Raw genomic sequence first — 13,495 nt, forward strand, 5'->3', positions numbered from 1 at the left:
TGGACGTGATCGCCGACCCGCACCGGCTGGCCGCGCTCGGCCTCGACTGCGCCTCCGCCCCGCCGTCAGGGCACGACGACCAGGTTGGCCATGTCCACCACCGGCCGGAAGCCGAGGCGGGCGTAGAGCCGGTTCGACGTCGGGTTCGCCTGGTTGGTGAAGAGACACACCCGCGCGCCCTCGGCCCGCAGCAGCCTGCTCACCTCGGCCACCGCGTTGCCGGCCCACCCCCGGCCGCGCTGCTGCGGCGGCGTGTAGACCGGTCCCACCCGGGCGACGCCGAACGCCGTCGGGTTGGCGGCGGTGAGGTGCACCGGCCGGCCCGCCGTGTCGGTCCAGAACCAGACCCGGCCGCTCCGGATCCGTCGTAGCAGGTCGTCCCGGTCGGGTGTCTCGTGTGCGCTGGCGCCACGCGGGCGGCCCGCCTGCTCGTCGGCGTCGGCCATGAACGCGCCGAACCAGGTGCCGACCAGGTCGACCTCGTCCTCACCGGCGAGCCTCAGCGCGCCCGGCGCCGGCGCGGGCGGGACCAGCGTGTCGAGTTCGTGCAGCCGGGTGTGCTGGGCGACCTCGACACGCCCGCCGCGCAGGCGCGCCACCTCGTCGGCGCAGGCGCGGACCGCGGGCAGCGCGCCGTTGACCGCCGACACCCGCTCGCCGCGCCCGTGCCAGGTGCGGGCCAGCGCGACCGCCGCCTCCGTCGGCATCGGCAGCAGGAACGGCGGGCGCGGCGGGAACGGCGCGGCCCGCATTCCCGCGCCGACCACCGCGCCGGAGTCGTCCCGGACCACCAGCCACCAGTCGTCCGCCGGCAGCGCGATCCCATCGGCCCGGCGGGCGGCCATCCGGTACGCGACGGAGGCGACCACGGTGTTGACCACCGGGTCGGCGGCCAGGTGGTCGCCGGCGGCGCCGAGGAACTCCACGGGGTCGGCGTGGAAGTGCAGGGTGACGGTCATGCCGGCACGCTAGTTGGTGGACGAAGCCCGCCCGTAGGGGTTTTCCGCCCGGCCCGCTCGCGGCTCAGGCGGTCACCAGTTCCGCGAACCATCGGCCGCCGTTCGGGCGCAGGTCCCGCACGGCCAGTCCGGCCGCCGCGGCCGCCGGGTGCACCGCCCGGGTGTCCAGCCGCGCCCAGCCGAAGCTGGGCCCCCGCCGCCGGCCGGACACCACGTGCGCCTGGCCCTGCCAGGCGCCGCTGCCGGGCGGGTCCAGCTCGACCAGCACCACGCCGTCCGGGCGCAGCAGCTCCCGGCACCGGCGCAGCAGCCGGGCCGGGTCGCCGCCGATGCCGATGTTGCCGTCCAGCAGCACCACGTGCCGCCACCGGCCCTCGGCCGGCAGCGGCGCGAACAGGTCGGCCCGCAGCGCCACCGCGCCCCGGGCCCGGGTCAGCGCCACCGCCCGCGCGCAGACGTCCACCCCGACCGTGGTGACACCGGCCCGGGTCAGTGCCGCCGCGACCCGGCCCGGTCCACAACCCAGGTCCAGCGTCGGGCCGTCGCAGCGGGCCACCACCGCGGCGGTCGCCGCCTCCGCCGGCCCGTGCCACCGCTCCACCGGCAACCGCCGGCGGACCCCGTCCGCGTGCACCAGCCAGTGAACGCCGGACCGCCGCCGCAGCGCGTCGCCGAAGCCGTCCGCGGCACAGCTCTCCGCCCGCGACTGCGGGGCTCGCAGGCCCGGCTCGCTCCTCGCGCTCGCGGGGTCGGTGGTCGTTCGCGACTGCGGGGCTCGCAGGCCCGGCTCGCTCGTCGCGCTCGCGGGGTCGGTGGTCGTTCGCGACTGCGGGGCTCGCAGGCCCGGCTCGCTCGTCGCGCTCGCGGGGTCGGTGGTCGTTCGCGACTGCGGGGCTCGCAGGCCCGGCTCGCTCCTCGCGCTCACCGGGCACCGCCCGCCAGCAACGTCGGCCGCCACGCGGCCATCTCGCCGGCGAACCGGCCGTCGGGCGCGGAGCGGGCCACCGCCAGCGCGTCGGCCCACTCGTCCACGTCGCGCAGCGTGGGCAGGGCACCGACCCGAAGGCCGGCCCCGACCAGCGCGGCGTGGGTGAGCCGGCCGGTGTCGGCGGTGGACATCGGCACGCCGCGCAGCGCCGCCGCCCAGCGCGGGTCGCGCAGGCCCAGGCCCCACCAGCCGCCGTCCGCGGCCGGGCCGAGGACCGCGTCGGCACCGGGCGTGGACAACCGGCGTACGGCGTCGGCCAGCCGCGCCGGGGTCAGCTGCGGGGTGTCCATGCCGATCTGCACCACCGGCCACCCCGGGTACGTCTCGGCCACGTCGGCGTGCGCGTGCGCGAGGCGATCGGCCAGGCCGTCACCGCGCTGCCGGAACACCGGCCATCCGGCGACCGCGGCGGCCAGGTTCGCGCCGTCCTCGGCGTCGGCGAAGCTCCCGGCCAACGCCAGCACCGGCAGGACGCCCCGGGTGGCGGCGACCGCGTCCAGCGTGTCACGCAGCGCCGCGGCGGCGATCCGGGCCGCCTGTGTCGGAGTGGCCGGGGGACAGAGGCGGGGGTTCACCGTCCCCGGCACCGGGGCCTTCGCCACCACCAGCAGGACGGTCACCGCGGGCCGTCCACGCTGCGCAGCACCGTGAGGAAGTCCCGGGTGGCCCGGACCGTGCCGCGTACCGAGCCGGACACCTTGGACTTCGTGCCGGCGGCGCGCGGGGCGTAGCGGACGTCGCGCTCGTGGATCCGCCAGCCGGCCGCCGCGGCCCGGATCATCAACTCCAACGGATAGCCGAACGCCCGGTCGGTGACGCCGAGCGCGAGCAGCTCCGCGCGCCGGGCGACCCGGATCGGGCTGAGGTCGCGCAGCGGCACCCCACGCTGCCGCAGCAACGCGGCCACCAGCGCGGTGCCGGCCCGCGCGTGCCACGGCCAGGCGCCGGCGGACACCGGCCGGCGGCGGCCCACGGCCAGGTCGGCGGCGCCCGCCGCGACCGGGGCGACCAGCGCCGGCAACTCGCCGGGGTCGAACGAGCCGTCCGCGTCCAGCACGCAGACCAGCTCCGTCCCGGCGGCCTCCAGGCCGGTGTGCACGGCCGCGCCGTAACCGCGGCGGGCTTCGCGTACCACCCGGGCGCCGTGCCGGGCGGCCACCTCGGGCGAGCCGTCCCGGGAGCCGTTGTCCACCACGATGGCCCGGTAGCCCGGCGGCAGCGCCGTCAACACCCCGGGCAGGGCGGCGGCCTCGTCCAGGCACGGCAGCACCACGTCGATCTGTGTCCGCATGCCGCCGACGGTAGGCCGACGGCCGCCCGGCCGAGTCCCGATCGGGCTTACGGAACCCTTACCGAGCAGGCACTTCTTACCGTCCTGTGACGAGTCGGCGGTTGCCGTCCCGGCCGGCGCCGGCGGGCCGTACCGTGCGGTCGTCATGAGATCCGCACCCACGCTGCGCCGCGCCCCCGCCGTGGACCGGACCGGGCCCCCACGCCGGGGTGACCTGGTCGCGGTCGCCGTCGAGGTGGCGCTGCTCGCCGCCGCCGTCGTGATCGGGCTGGTGCTCAACCGCCGCGGCGTCGGCCTGCACGCCGACGCCGCGCCGCTCTACGCCACCTGGCGACCGCACGTCGGCTGGGGTACGCCGCTCGCGGTGGCCGTCGCGCTGGTCGTGCTCGGACCGGGACTGCGCTGGTCGCGGACCGCGCGGTGGGGGCCGCTGCTGGCCGCCGGCTGGCTGGCCGCGGTGGCCTGGACGCTGGCGCTGGCACTGGTGGACGGCTGGTCCGCCGGGCTGACCCGGCGGCTGACCCCGCAGGCGGAGTACCTGCACGAGGTGCCCGGGGTGACCGACATCCCGGCCATGCTGGCCGGCTTCACCGGGCGCATCCTGGACTTCCAGCCCGACTCCTGGTCCACCCACACGGCCGGGCACCCGCCGGGCGCGCTGCTGGTCTTCGTCTGGCTGGATCGGGTCGGGCTGGGTGGGGGCACCGCCGCCGCGCTCTGCTGCGTGCTGGTCGGGGCCACCGCCGTGGTGTCGGTGCCGGTCACCCTGCGCGCGTTGGGCGCCGCCGACGCGGCCCGGGCGGTGCTGCCGTTCCTGGTGCTGCTGCCCGGCGCGGTGTGGCTGGGCGCCTCCGCCGACGCGGTGTTCACCGGTGTGGTCGCCGCCGGGTTGGCGTTGCTGGCGGTACGCGGACCGCTCGCCGCGCTGGCCGGTGGGCTGCTGCTCGGCTTCGCGCTGCACCTGTCGTACGGGTTCGTGCTGGTCGGGGTGCTCGCGGTGGCGGTGCTGGCGCTGCGGCCGGACCGCCGCCGGGCGGCCCTGCTCGCGGCGACCGCGGGCGTCGCCGCCGTCACGGCGCTGTTCGTGCTGGCCGGCTTCCACTGGTGGGAGGGGTACGACCGGGTCGTCGAGCGCTACTACCAGGGCTGGGCGGCGGACCGCCCGTACGCCTACTGGGTGTGGGCCAACCTGGCCGCGCTGCTGCTCTCGGCCGGGCCGGTGCTCGGCCCGTCGCTGCGCCGCACCGTCGTCGCGGCCCGCGCCACCTGGCGCGCCGTCGAGGCGTCGTCGTCGGCGGTGTGGGTCGTCCGGGCGCGGCGGGTCGTCGGGCTCGGCCCGGCGGTGCTGTTGCCGGCGGCGGCCGCGCTGGTGGTGACCGTTGCCGACGTGTCCGGGATGAGCAAGGCCGAGGTGGAGCGGATCTGGCTGCCGTTCGTGGTCTGGCTGCTGGTCGCCGTCGCCCACCTGCCCCCGTCGACACGGCGCCGCTGGCTGACCGTCCAGGCGTTGACCGCCCTGCTCGTCAACCACCTCCTCCGCACCGTCTCCTGACCCACCCACCCGAGCCGGCACCCACGTTGGCCCCACCCGCCCCGCGGCCCACTCCGTGACGAGCCGGGGCGGGGTGTCAGGCGGGGTGGGGCGTCAGGCGGGTGGCGGGGGAGCGTTGGGGGTCGGTGGCGAAGGCGGTGACGCCTTCGGCGAAGGTGACCCGCGCGGTGTAGCCGAGCAACTCCCGGGCCCGGGTGGGGTCGGCCACCACGTGCCGGACGTCGGCCGCCCGGGCGCCGCCGGCCACCACCGGCGCGGGGCCGGCCATGGCCGCCGCCAGCGTCGTCGCCAGGTCGCCCACGGTGTGCGGCTGTCCGGAGCAGACGTTCACCGGCACCAGACCGTCGGGTGGCGGCGCGGTCAGCGCCAGCAGGTTCGCCCGGGCCACGTCGGTGACGTGCACGAAGTCGCGCCGTTGCCGGCCGTCCTCCAGCACGACCGGCGCGCGCCCGCCGGCCAGCGCGGAGCGGAACAACGAGGCCACCCCGGCGTACGGGGTGTCGCGGGGCATCCGCGGACCGTAGACGTTGTGGTAGCGCAACGCCCACACCGCGCCGCCGGTCTGCCGGGCCCACGCGGCGGCGTAGTGCTCCTGGGCGAGCTTGCTCGCCGCGTACGTGCTGCGCGGCTCCAGCGGCGCGTCCTCGGGCACCAGCGCCGGGGCGAGCGTGTCGCCGCAGTCGGGGCAGGTCGGGTCGTACCGGCCGGCGGCCAGGTCGACGGCGCGACGCGGGGCGGGACGGACCACGCCGTGCCGGTCGCAGGTGTAGCGCCCCTCGCCGTACACCACCATCGAGCTGGCCAGCACCAGCCGACGTACCCCGGCGGAGTGCATCGCGGCCAGCAGCGTCGCCGTGCCGAGGTCGTTGTGCGCCGCGTAGTCGGGCGCGTCGGACGGATCGAGGCCGTGCCCGACCATGGCCGCCTGGTGGCAGACCGCGTCCACCCCGGACAGCAGCCGCTCCAGCAGCGCGCCGTCGCGCACGTCGCCGACCACCGGGTCGTGCCGCCGGGACCACTCCGGCAACGTCCCGCCGTGCGCCTGCGGCAGCAGGGCGTCCAGGCAGACCGGCTCGTGGCCCTCGGCCGCCAGCAGGTCGGCGATCTGCGATCCGATGAAGCCGGCCGCGCCGGTGACCAGTACCCGCATACCCGCTGACGCTAGGGCACCCGGCACGGGTGGGAGGTCGGTTCCGGCCGGACGTCAGCGGTTCGTAAGGCACCGCGGTGGTAAGGCTTCGGTAATGCGGCAAACGCCGCCGAGGGCCGCCCGCGCGGTCTAGCGTCCCATCCCGTGACCACCGACGTTCCACCGCCGCCGCCCGAGCCGGGGTACGCCACGCCGGCCCGACTCTGGCGCGCCCTGGATCGCCACCGACCGCCGGGCGTCGACGTGATCGACCGGGCCTGGCGCAGCCCGGTACGCGGACCGTGGCTGACCTCGGTGCTCGGCGCGGTGCTGCTGGCCGCGCTGCCGCTGGTGATCGTCACCGGGCTGCTCGACTGGATCGCCTACGGCCCCCGCTTCGACCAGGCGTTCCCCCGCGACGTGGGCTGGCTGCACCCGCCGGTGTTCGACTGGCCGACGCGGCCGGCCTGGCTGTTCCGGCTCACCCAGGGGCTGCACGTGACGCTCGGCATCGTGCTGGTGCCGGTGGTGCTGGCGAAGCTCTGGTCGGTGGTGCCGAAGCTGTTCGCCTGGCCGCCGGCCCGCTCGGTCGCGCAGGTGCTGGAACGGCTGTCGTTGCTGCTGCTGGTCGGCGGCATCCTGTTCCAGAGCGTGACCGGCCTGCTCAACGTCCAGTACGCGTACCTGTTCGGCTTCGACTTCTACACCGCGCACTGGTACGGCGCCTGGATCTTCACGGTGGCGCTGGTGACACACGTGGCGATCAAACTGCCCCGGCTGGTGACCACGCTGCGCGGGCCGGGCTTCGCGCGTACCCCGGTGGAGCGGACCGGGCCGGAGCCGGCGGATCCGGACGGCCTGGTGGCCCGCCGACCCGGCCCGGCCACGATGAGCCGGCGCGGGGTGCTGGCGCTGGCGGGCGGCGGCGCGCTGCTGCTGGCCGCGCTGACCGTGGGGCAGAGCGTGGACGCGCTGCGGCGCACCGCGTTGCTGCTGCCCCGGGGCCGGCGCGTCGGCGACGGGCCCACCGGCTTCCCGGTGAACCGCACCGCCACGGCGGCCGGTGTCACGGCCGACCGCACCGGCCCTGGCTGGCGGCTGTCGCTGCGGGCCGGCGACCGCACCGTCACGCTGGACCGGGCCGGGCTGCTCGCGCTGCCGCAGCACACCGCCACGCTGCCGATCGCCTGCGTGGAGGGCTGGTCCACGTCGCAGACCTGGACCGGGGTGCGCCTGCGTGACCTCGCCGGGCTGGTCGGCGTCGGCGGTCCGGCCGCCGCGCGGGTCCGCTCGCTGGAGCGCGGCGGACTGTTCAGCCGGGCCACCCTGCACGGCGGGCAGGTGACCGACCCGGACGCGCTGCTCGCGCTGCGGGTCAACGGCGTCGACCTGAGCCCCGACCACGGCTTCCCGGCCCGGGTCGTGGTGCCCGCGCTGCCGGGCGTGCACTGCACCAAGTGGGTGGAGGAGATCGTGTTCGATGGCTGAGCTGCGGCGGGCGTACGGCGCGGCGCCCTGGCACCTGGCGCTGCTGGCCGGCTGCCTCACCGTGGCCGGCTGGGTCGCGCTGCGGCTGGCCGGGGAGCCGACCGCCGGCCGGATGCTGCTCTGGTTCGTCGGCGCGGCGGTCGCCCACGACCTGGTGCTGTTCCCGGCGTACGCGGCGGCGGACCGGGCGCTGGGCCGTGCCGACCGGTCGCTGCGCAACCACGTCCGGGTCCCGGCGCTCGGGTCGGCGCTGCTGTTCCTGATCTACCTGCCCGGCGTGCTGGGACTCGGGGACGGCACCTACGCGGCGGCCACCGGCCTCGCCCCGGAACCCCTGCTCGGCCGCTGGCTGGCGCTCAGCACCGGGTTCTTCGCCGTGAGCGCGCTGCTCTACGCGGCCCGTCGGCCGTGGCGCCGGCGGTGACCGGGCCGGGCGGTGACCTCAGGCGCCCGGCCCGACCAGCAGCGCGGCCACGGTGCCGGCGGTGGCGAGCGCGGCCAGCGCGGCGCTGGTGGCCACGAACCGGCCCAGCGGCACCGTCAGCCCGGCCGCCCGGCAGCGCTCGTACCAGATCAGCGTGGCCAGCGACGCCCACGGGGTGGCCAGCGGCCCGACGTTCGTGCCGGCCAGCAGCGCCAGCAGTTGGGTGTGCCGGTCGGCGGCGATGACCGCCTCGCCGGCCACGTAGGCGGGCAGGTTGTTGACCGCGTTGCTGAACAGCGCGCCGACCGCCCCCGCCCGCAGCGCGCCCTCCGCGCCCGGATCGGTGCCGATCAGCGCGCCCATGACCGTGTCCAGCCCGTGTCGGCCGATGGTCTGCACCACCAGGAACAGCCCGGTGACGAACACCAGCAGCCGCCACGGCACCAGCGCCGGGCGCAGCCGGTGCCGGGCCCGCACCGCGAAGCCGGCCACCAGGATCGCGGCGGCCACCCCGGAGGCGATCCCGATCTCCACGCCGGCCAGCACCCCGACGACGAAGAGCAGGCAGGCCAGCAGCGCGGTCCGGTAGAGCAGGCGGTCCGCCGGCAGGTACGGCGACGGCGGCACGAACTCCTCGGCGCCGGCGCGGGCCGGTCGCCAGTATCGGGCAGCCCGCGCGAGTTCTCCGACGCGCTGAGCTTCCTCACCGGGCTGCGGGTGCTGCTCGGCCTGGAGCCGCACCGGCTGGTCGTGGTGCCCGGCCCGCGCGACGTGACGATGGCCGCCTGCCGGGCCTACTTCGCCACCTGCGAGGCCGACGACGTGGACCCGCAGCCGCCCTACTGGCCCAAGTGGCGGCACTACGCGCGGCTCTTCGACGACCTGTTCCAGGGCCTCGAGGACCGGATCTTCGACAGCGAGCAGCCGTGGACCCTGTTCCCGGTGCCCGACCTGCGGGTGGTGGTGGCCGGGCTGAACTCCACCATCGCCATCACCCACCGCGAGGAGGACCGCTACGGCTTCCTCGGCGAGGCGCAGTCGACCTGGTTCGCCCAGCGGCTGCGCCACTACCAGCAGTCCGGCTGGCTGCGGCTGGGCGCGATGGCGCACGCGCCCGGCCCGCGCAGCCCGTACGCCGACGAGGCCCCGCCGGACCGGGTGTCGCTGCGCGACCGCGGCTCGGTCAACCGACTGGTCGGCCCGATGCTCAACCTGCTGCTCTCCGACGCCGCGCCGGCCGGCCGGGCCGACCCGGTGGTGCCGCTGGTCGCCGCCCCGCGCGACGGCCGGGCCCAGGTGCTGCGCCTCGGCGTGGACGGGTCGACCCGCTGGGTGCTCGGCCGCGACCGCCCGGACGCCGGTGAGTCGACCGTCTCGGCGTGGCCCCGCGCCGAGGCGACGTTCGGCGCGTCCGGCCCGGCGCAGGTGCCCGACCCGCGCCGTCCCACCGTGGTCGAGGGCGCCACCCGGGCCGAGGTCGCGGCGCCGGTGACGCCGGTGGAGCGGCTGCTCGACCGGCTCGCCGAGGTGTGCGAGGCCCGCTACGACCGGGTGGTGGTGCGGCGGGTCGAGGCCGATCCGCCGCACCTCTTCGTCAGCTACCGGTCCGACGGCGTGGTCCGGCAGCAGCGGGTCGGCGCGCACGTGGGCACCCCCGGGCCGGAGGACGTGGACCGGTTCGCCCGCCGGGTGCACGCCGCCGACCCGGACATCGCCTCCGAGCTGGTCTACGACGGCGACCGGGCGCCGCGCGGGCTGGCCGAGGAGGCGCAGCGGCGCGGCGTGCGGGTGCTGCACCTGACCGAGTTCCAGGGCCTGCTCGACCTGCGCGACTACGTGGCCGCGCAGACCGCCCGCCTCCAGGCCGACCGGCTCTACCCACCGGGGCAGTACGTGCCGCAGCGCTACCGGCACCTGGTCGGGGCCGACCAGCGGGTCCGCGAGGACGTGGTGGACGAGCTGCTGGAGACGGTCTCCGCGCCGGACGGCCGGTTCGTGCTGGTGCTCGGCGACTTCGGTCGGGGCAAGACGTTCGCGCTGCGCGAGGTGGCCCGCCGGCTGCCCACCGCCGCGCCCGACCTGATCCCGATCCTGGTCGAGCTGCGCGCGCTGGACAAGGCGCACTCCGTCGACGGTCTGGTCGCCGCGCACCTGGCCAACCACGGCGAGCAGGTGATCGACCTCAAGGCGTTCCGCTACATGCTGCGGCAGGGTCGCATCGTGCTGCTCTTCGACGGGTTCGACGAGCTGGTGGCCCGGGTGACCTACGACCGGGCGGCCGACCACCTGGAGACGCTGCTCCAGGCGGCCGAGGGCGCGGCGAAGATCGCGGTGAGCAGCCGGACCCAGCACTTCAAGACCAACTCGCAGGTGCTGACCGCGCTGGGTGAGCGGGTCGGCCTGCTGCCGCACCGCCGGGTGCTGGCGGTGGAGGACTTCACGCCCGGCCAGATCGAGGCGTTCCTGCGCAACCGTTACGGCGGCGACGAGGCGGCGGCCCGGGAGCGGATGAGCCTGCTCGCCGGCGTCAAGGACCTGCTCGGCCTCTCCCGCAACCCGCGCATGCTCGGTTTCATCGCCAACCTCGACGAGGGTCGGCTGGCCGCGGTGGCCGGGGCCGGCGGCACGTTCAGCGCCGCCGCGCTCTACCGCGAGATCCTGGAGTCCTGGCTGGACTTCGAGGAACGGCGCACCCAGGGCATCCCGGGCGCCCCGGTCAGCCTGCGCCGGCCCGAGCTGTGGCAGGCGGTGAGCCGGCTGGCGTTCCAGCTCTGGGAGAGCGGCGAGTCCTACCTGCGGCTGGCCGAGCTGGCCGAGTCCACCGGCCAGCTCGCCGGGCGGGCCGACTCGCGGTTGTCCGGGCCGCAGGCCACGCACGCGGTCGGCGCGGGCAGCCTGCTGGTCCGCACCGACGACGGGCTGTTCGGGTTCATCCACACCTCGGTGATGGAGTGGCTGGTCGCCGAGGGGGTCGCCGAGCAGCTCAACCGGGGTGAGGAGCCGGCCGCGCTGGCGGTACGGTCGCTGTCCGCGCTGGCCGTGGAGTTCCTGGGCGACCTCGCCGATCCGGCCCGCTGCACGGCGTGGACGGCCCGGGTGCTCGGCGACGAGTCGGCGGGCGAGACGCTGCGCGCCAACGCGTTGCGGCTGAGCGCCCGGCTGCGCCTGCCCGACCGGGCCGACCTGCGCGGCGCGGTGCTGCGCGGCGAGGACCTGTCGCACCGGGAGCTGGCGGGCGCGGACCTGACCGGCGCCGACCTGACCGACACCCGGCTGGTCGCCACGAACCTGACCGAGGCGCGGCTGGAACACGCCCGGCTGCGCGGGGCCCGGCTGGACGAGGCCCGCCTCGCCGGGGCGGACCTGCGTGGCGCGGAGCTGGCCGGCGCCCGGCTGTTCCGGGCCGACCTGCGCGGGGCGCGGATCGCCGGTAGCAGTTGGCACCGCACCGCGCTGATCGACGTCAGTGCCGACCCGGCGATGCTGCGCGCCCCGGAGCTGCGCGGCGCCGTGGTCGCGCCGGGCCGGCCGGTGGCGCCCGGCCTGGCCCCGCCGGCGGTGGGGGTGGGCTACGGCTTCGAGGTGGGCCGGCTGCCGGTGCCGGTCGCCTACAGCCCGGACGGCGCGGTGCTGGCGGTGGGCAGCGACGACGGCGGCGTGCTGCTCTGCGACACGGCGACCGGGCTGCCGGTGCGGACGCTCGCGGGTCACCGGTCCCGGGTCTACGCGGTCCGCTACGACGCGGCCTCGCACCAGCTCGTCACCGGCGCGGCCGACCTCACCGTGCGGTTGTGGGACGCCGACCACGGCGACGTGCGGCACGTCATCGAGGACGTCTTCGCCGGCTGGGTCTGGCCGCTGCTCACCGACGGCCGCCGGGGCCGGCTGGTGGTCGGCGACGCGGCCGGCGTGGTCCGGCTCTTCGACACCCGCACCGCCCGGCTGCGCCACGGGTGGCCGGGGCACGACGCGCCGATCTGGGGCACCTCGTTCAGCCCGGACGGGCGGCGGGTGGTGGTGGCCGACAGTGCCGGCACGGTGCGCGGCTGGGACCTGCACACCGGTCGGCTGGCCTTCGAGGTGCGCGAGCCGGAGGTGGTCTACCGGGTGGTGCACTCGTCGGACGGCCGGCTGCTGGCCGCCGTCGGGCAGCACGGCCGGGTGTGGATCCGCCGGGCCACCGACGGCGAGCTGCTGCGCCAGCCGCGCGGGCACGAGGCCGACGTGTACGCCCTCGACATCCACCCCGACGGCGCGCTGATGGCCACCGGCGACACGCACGGTGCCCTGCGACTGTGGGAGACCGAGACCGGCCGCCCGGTGCGGGTGCTCGGCCGGCAGCGCGGCGCGATCTACAGCGTCCGGTTCAACGGCGACGGCAGCCTGCTCGCCACCGCGGCCAGCGACGGCGCGATCCAGCTCTGGGACACCGAGGACGGCCAGGTGCGCCACGAGCTGACCCGGCACCGCGGCTCGGTCTGGCCGGTGGTCTGGCGGCCCGACCAGGCCCAGGTCGCCACCAGCAGCAACGACGGCACGACCCGGCTGTGGGACGTGCGCACCGGGCAGCTCCAGCAGACGCTGCGTGGGCACGGCCGGCGGGTCACCGCGCTCTCCTTCCGCGACGACGGGGAGGTGCTGGCGGCGTGCGGCAACGACGGCGTGATCCGGCTCTGGGAGCCGCGCACCGGCCGCCTGCTGGGGCAGCTCGCCAGCCCGGCCGACCGGCTGCTCTCGGTGGTCTTCTGCCCGGACGAGCCGCTGGTGGCCACGCCCAGCGGCGACGGCGGCGTGCACCTGTGGAACACCGACACCGGCGCCGACGAGCGGGAACTCAACGTGGACACCGACCACGTCTGGGCGGTCGCGTTCAGCCCGGACGGCGACGCGCTGGCCACCGCGAACGACGACGACACGGTCCGGTTGTGGTACCGCCGCACCGGCCGGCACTTCGCCACGCTCACCCCGCACCGGGGCCGGGTGCGCACGGTGGCGTTCAGCCCGGACGGTGAGACCATCGCCACCGGTTGCGACGACCAGATGGTGCGGCTCTGGGACGCCGCCACCGCCACCTGCAAGCTGACCCTGGAGCACCACACCGACCGGGTCTACTCGGTCGGCTTCAACAGCGACGGAACGCTGCTGGCCAGCGCCGGCAACGACGGCACGGCGGTGATCTGGGACGTCTCCACCGGCGAGCGGCGCATCGTGCGCACCGAGCACGTCGGGCGGCTCTGGTCGTGCGCGTTCAGCCCCGACGGCAACCTGCTCGCCACCGCCGGCGACGACCTGGTGATCCGGCTCTGGGATCCGGTCACCGGGCGCAAGCACGGCACCCTGGCCGCGCACACCCGGCGGGTCTGGTCGGTGCACTTCAGCCCGGACAGCAGCCTGCTGGCCAGCGCCGGAGACGACGGCACGGTGCGGCTGTGGGACGTGGCGGACCCGGAGCACGCGCAGTTGCGGGCCACCCTGATCGGCCTGCCGGACGGTTGGGCGGCGGTGAGCCCGGACGGCCGGTACAAGCTCGACGGCGACCCCGGCGGCCAGTTCTGGCACGTCATCGGCACCTGCCGCTTCGAGGTGGGCGAGCTGGACCCCTACCTCACCCAGGTCCGCCGGATGGCCGTCGACGCCCCCTTCTGACCCGCTTGATTCAACACC

Annotated in this window: 10 protein-coding genes; 4 read left to right on the forward strand and 6 right to left on the reverse strand. The window is 76.7% G+C overall.

Annotation, left to right across the window (positions count from 1 at the left end):
* Positions 1-65 precede the first annotated feature (65 nt).
* The 4 genes from O7618_RS08800 to O7618_RS08815 form a co-directional block, all read right to left on the reverse strand.
* Positions 66-959 (reverse strand): GNAT family N-acetyltransferase, encoded by an 894-nt coding sequence (locus O7618_RS08800; RefSeq protein ID WP_278105505.1) that lies wholly within the window; start codon positions 957-959, stop codon positions 66-68.
* 64 nt (positions 960-1,023) lie between these two features.
* Positions 1,024-1,593 (reverse strand): methyltransferase domain-containing protein, encoded by a 570-nt coding sequence (locus O7618_RS08805; RefSeq protein ID WP_278105506.1) that lies wholly within the window; start codon positions 1,591-1,593, stop codon positions 1,024-1,026.
* A gap of 287 nt (positions 1,594-1,880) precedes the next feature.
* A complete protein-coding gene (locus O7618_RS08810; RefSeq protein ID WP_278105507.1) occupies positions 1,881-2,567 on the reverse strand; it encodes a DUF2064 domain-containing protein in 687 nt (228 codons plus the stop codon).
* Entirely contained in the window at positions 2,564-3,238 is a 675-nt protein-coding gene (locus O7618_RS08815; RefSeq protein ID WP_278105508.1) for a glycosyltransferase family 2 protein, read from the reverse strand. Before O7618_RS08815 ends, O7618_RS08810 begins: the two co-directional genes overlap by 4 nt.
* A gap of 145 nt (positions 3,239-3,383) precedes the next feature.
* On the opposite strand from O7618_RS08815, the gene O7618_RS08820 reads away from it, so the two are divergent.
* Entirely contained in the window at positions 3,384-4,790 is a 1,407-nt protein-coding gene (locus tag O7618_RS08820) for a hypothetical protein (protein ID WP_278105509.1), read from the forward strand.
* A 76-nt stretch (positions 4,791-4,866) separates the two neighbouring features.
* On the opposite strand, the gene O7618_RS08825 is transcribed toward O7618_RS08820, so the two are convergent.
* The gene (locus O7618_RS08825) at positions 4,867-5,940 is read right to left on the reverse strand and encodes an NAD-dependent epimerase/dehydratase family protein (protein WP_278105510.1); all 1,074 of its coding nucleotides are present in this window, start codon (positions 5,938-5,940) and stop codon (positions 4,867-4,869) included.
* A 144-nt stretch (positions 5,941-6,084) separates the two neighbouring features.
* On the opposite strand from O7618_RS08825, the gene O7618_RS08830 reads away from it, so the two are divergent.
* Both O7618_RS08830 and O7618_RS08835 read left to right on the forward strand, forming a co-directional pair.
* Positions 6,085-7,407, forward strand: a complete 1,323-nt coding sequence (locus O7618_RS08830) for a molybdopterin-dependent oxidoreductase (protein ID WP_278105511.1) — start codon at positions 6,085-6,087, stop codon at positions 7,405-7,407.
* The gene (locus O7618_RS08835; protein WP_278105512.1) at positions 7,400-7,831 is read left to right on the forward strand and encodes a hypothetical protein; all 432 of its coding nucleotides are present in this window, start codon (positions 7,400-7,402) and stop codon (positions 7,829-7,831) included. Before O7618_RS08830 ends, O7618_RS08835 begins: the two co-directional genes overlap by 8 nt.
* An 18-nt stretch (positions 7,832-7,849) precedes the next feature.
* Here O7618_RS08835 and O7618_RS08840 read toward each other — a convergent pair whose 3' ends face one another.
* Positions 7,850-8,572 carry an ArsB/NhaD family transporter gene (locus tag O7618_RS08840; RefSeq protein WP_278105513.1) on the reverse strand — a complete coding sequence of 241 codons (723 nt, stop codon included), beginning with the start codon at positions 8,570-8,572 and terminating at the stop codon, positions 7,850-7,852.
* On the opposite strand from O7618_RS08840, the gene O7618_RS08845 reads away from it, so the two are divergent.
* Entirely contained in the window at positions 8,549-13,477 is a 4,929-nt protein-coding gene (locus O7618_RS08845; RefSeq protein ID WP_278105514.1) for a pentapeptide repeat-containing protein, read from the forward strand. The genes O7618_RS08840 and O7618_RS08845 overlap by 24 nt on opposite strands.
* Positions 13,478-13,495: the final 18 nt, after the last annotated feature.

The organism is Micromonospora sp. WMMD980 (assembly GCF_029626035.1).
Taxonomy (GTDB): domain Bacteria; phylum Actinomycetota; class Actinomycetes; order Mycobacteriales; family Micromonosporaceae; genus Micromonospora.

Coding starts and splice junctions, on each gene's coding strand:
- O7618_RS08815 (WP_278105508.1), bottom strand. CDS start 3,238: ATGCGGACACAGATCGACGTGGTGCTGCCGTGCCTGGACGAGGCCGCC.
- O7618_RS08800 (WP_278105505.1), bottom strand. CDS start 959: ATGACCGTCACCCTGCACTTCCACGCCGACCCCGTGGAGTTCCTCGGC.
- O7618_RS08835 (WP_278105512.1), top strand. CDS start 7,400: ATGGCTGAGCTGCGGCGGGCGTACGGCGCGGCGCCCTGGCACCTGGCG.
- O7618_RS08825 (WP_278105510.1), bottom strand. CDS start 5,940: ATGCGGGTACTGGTCACCGGCGCGGCCGGCTTCATCGGATCGCAGATC.
- O7618_RS08820 (WP_278105509.1), top strand. CDS start 3,384: ATGAGATCCGCACCCACGCTGCGCCGCGCCCCCGCCGTGGACCGGACC.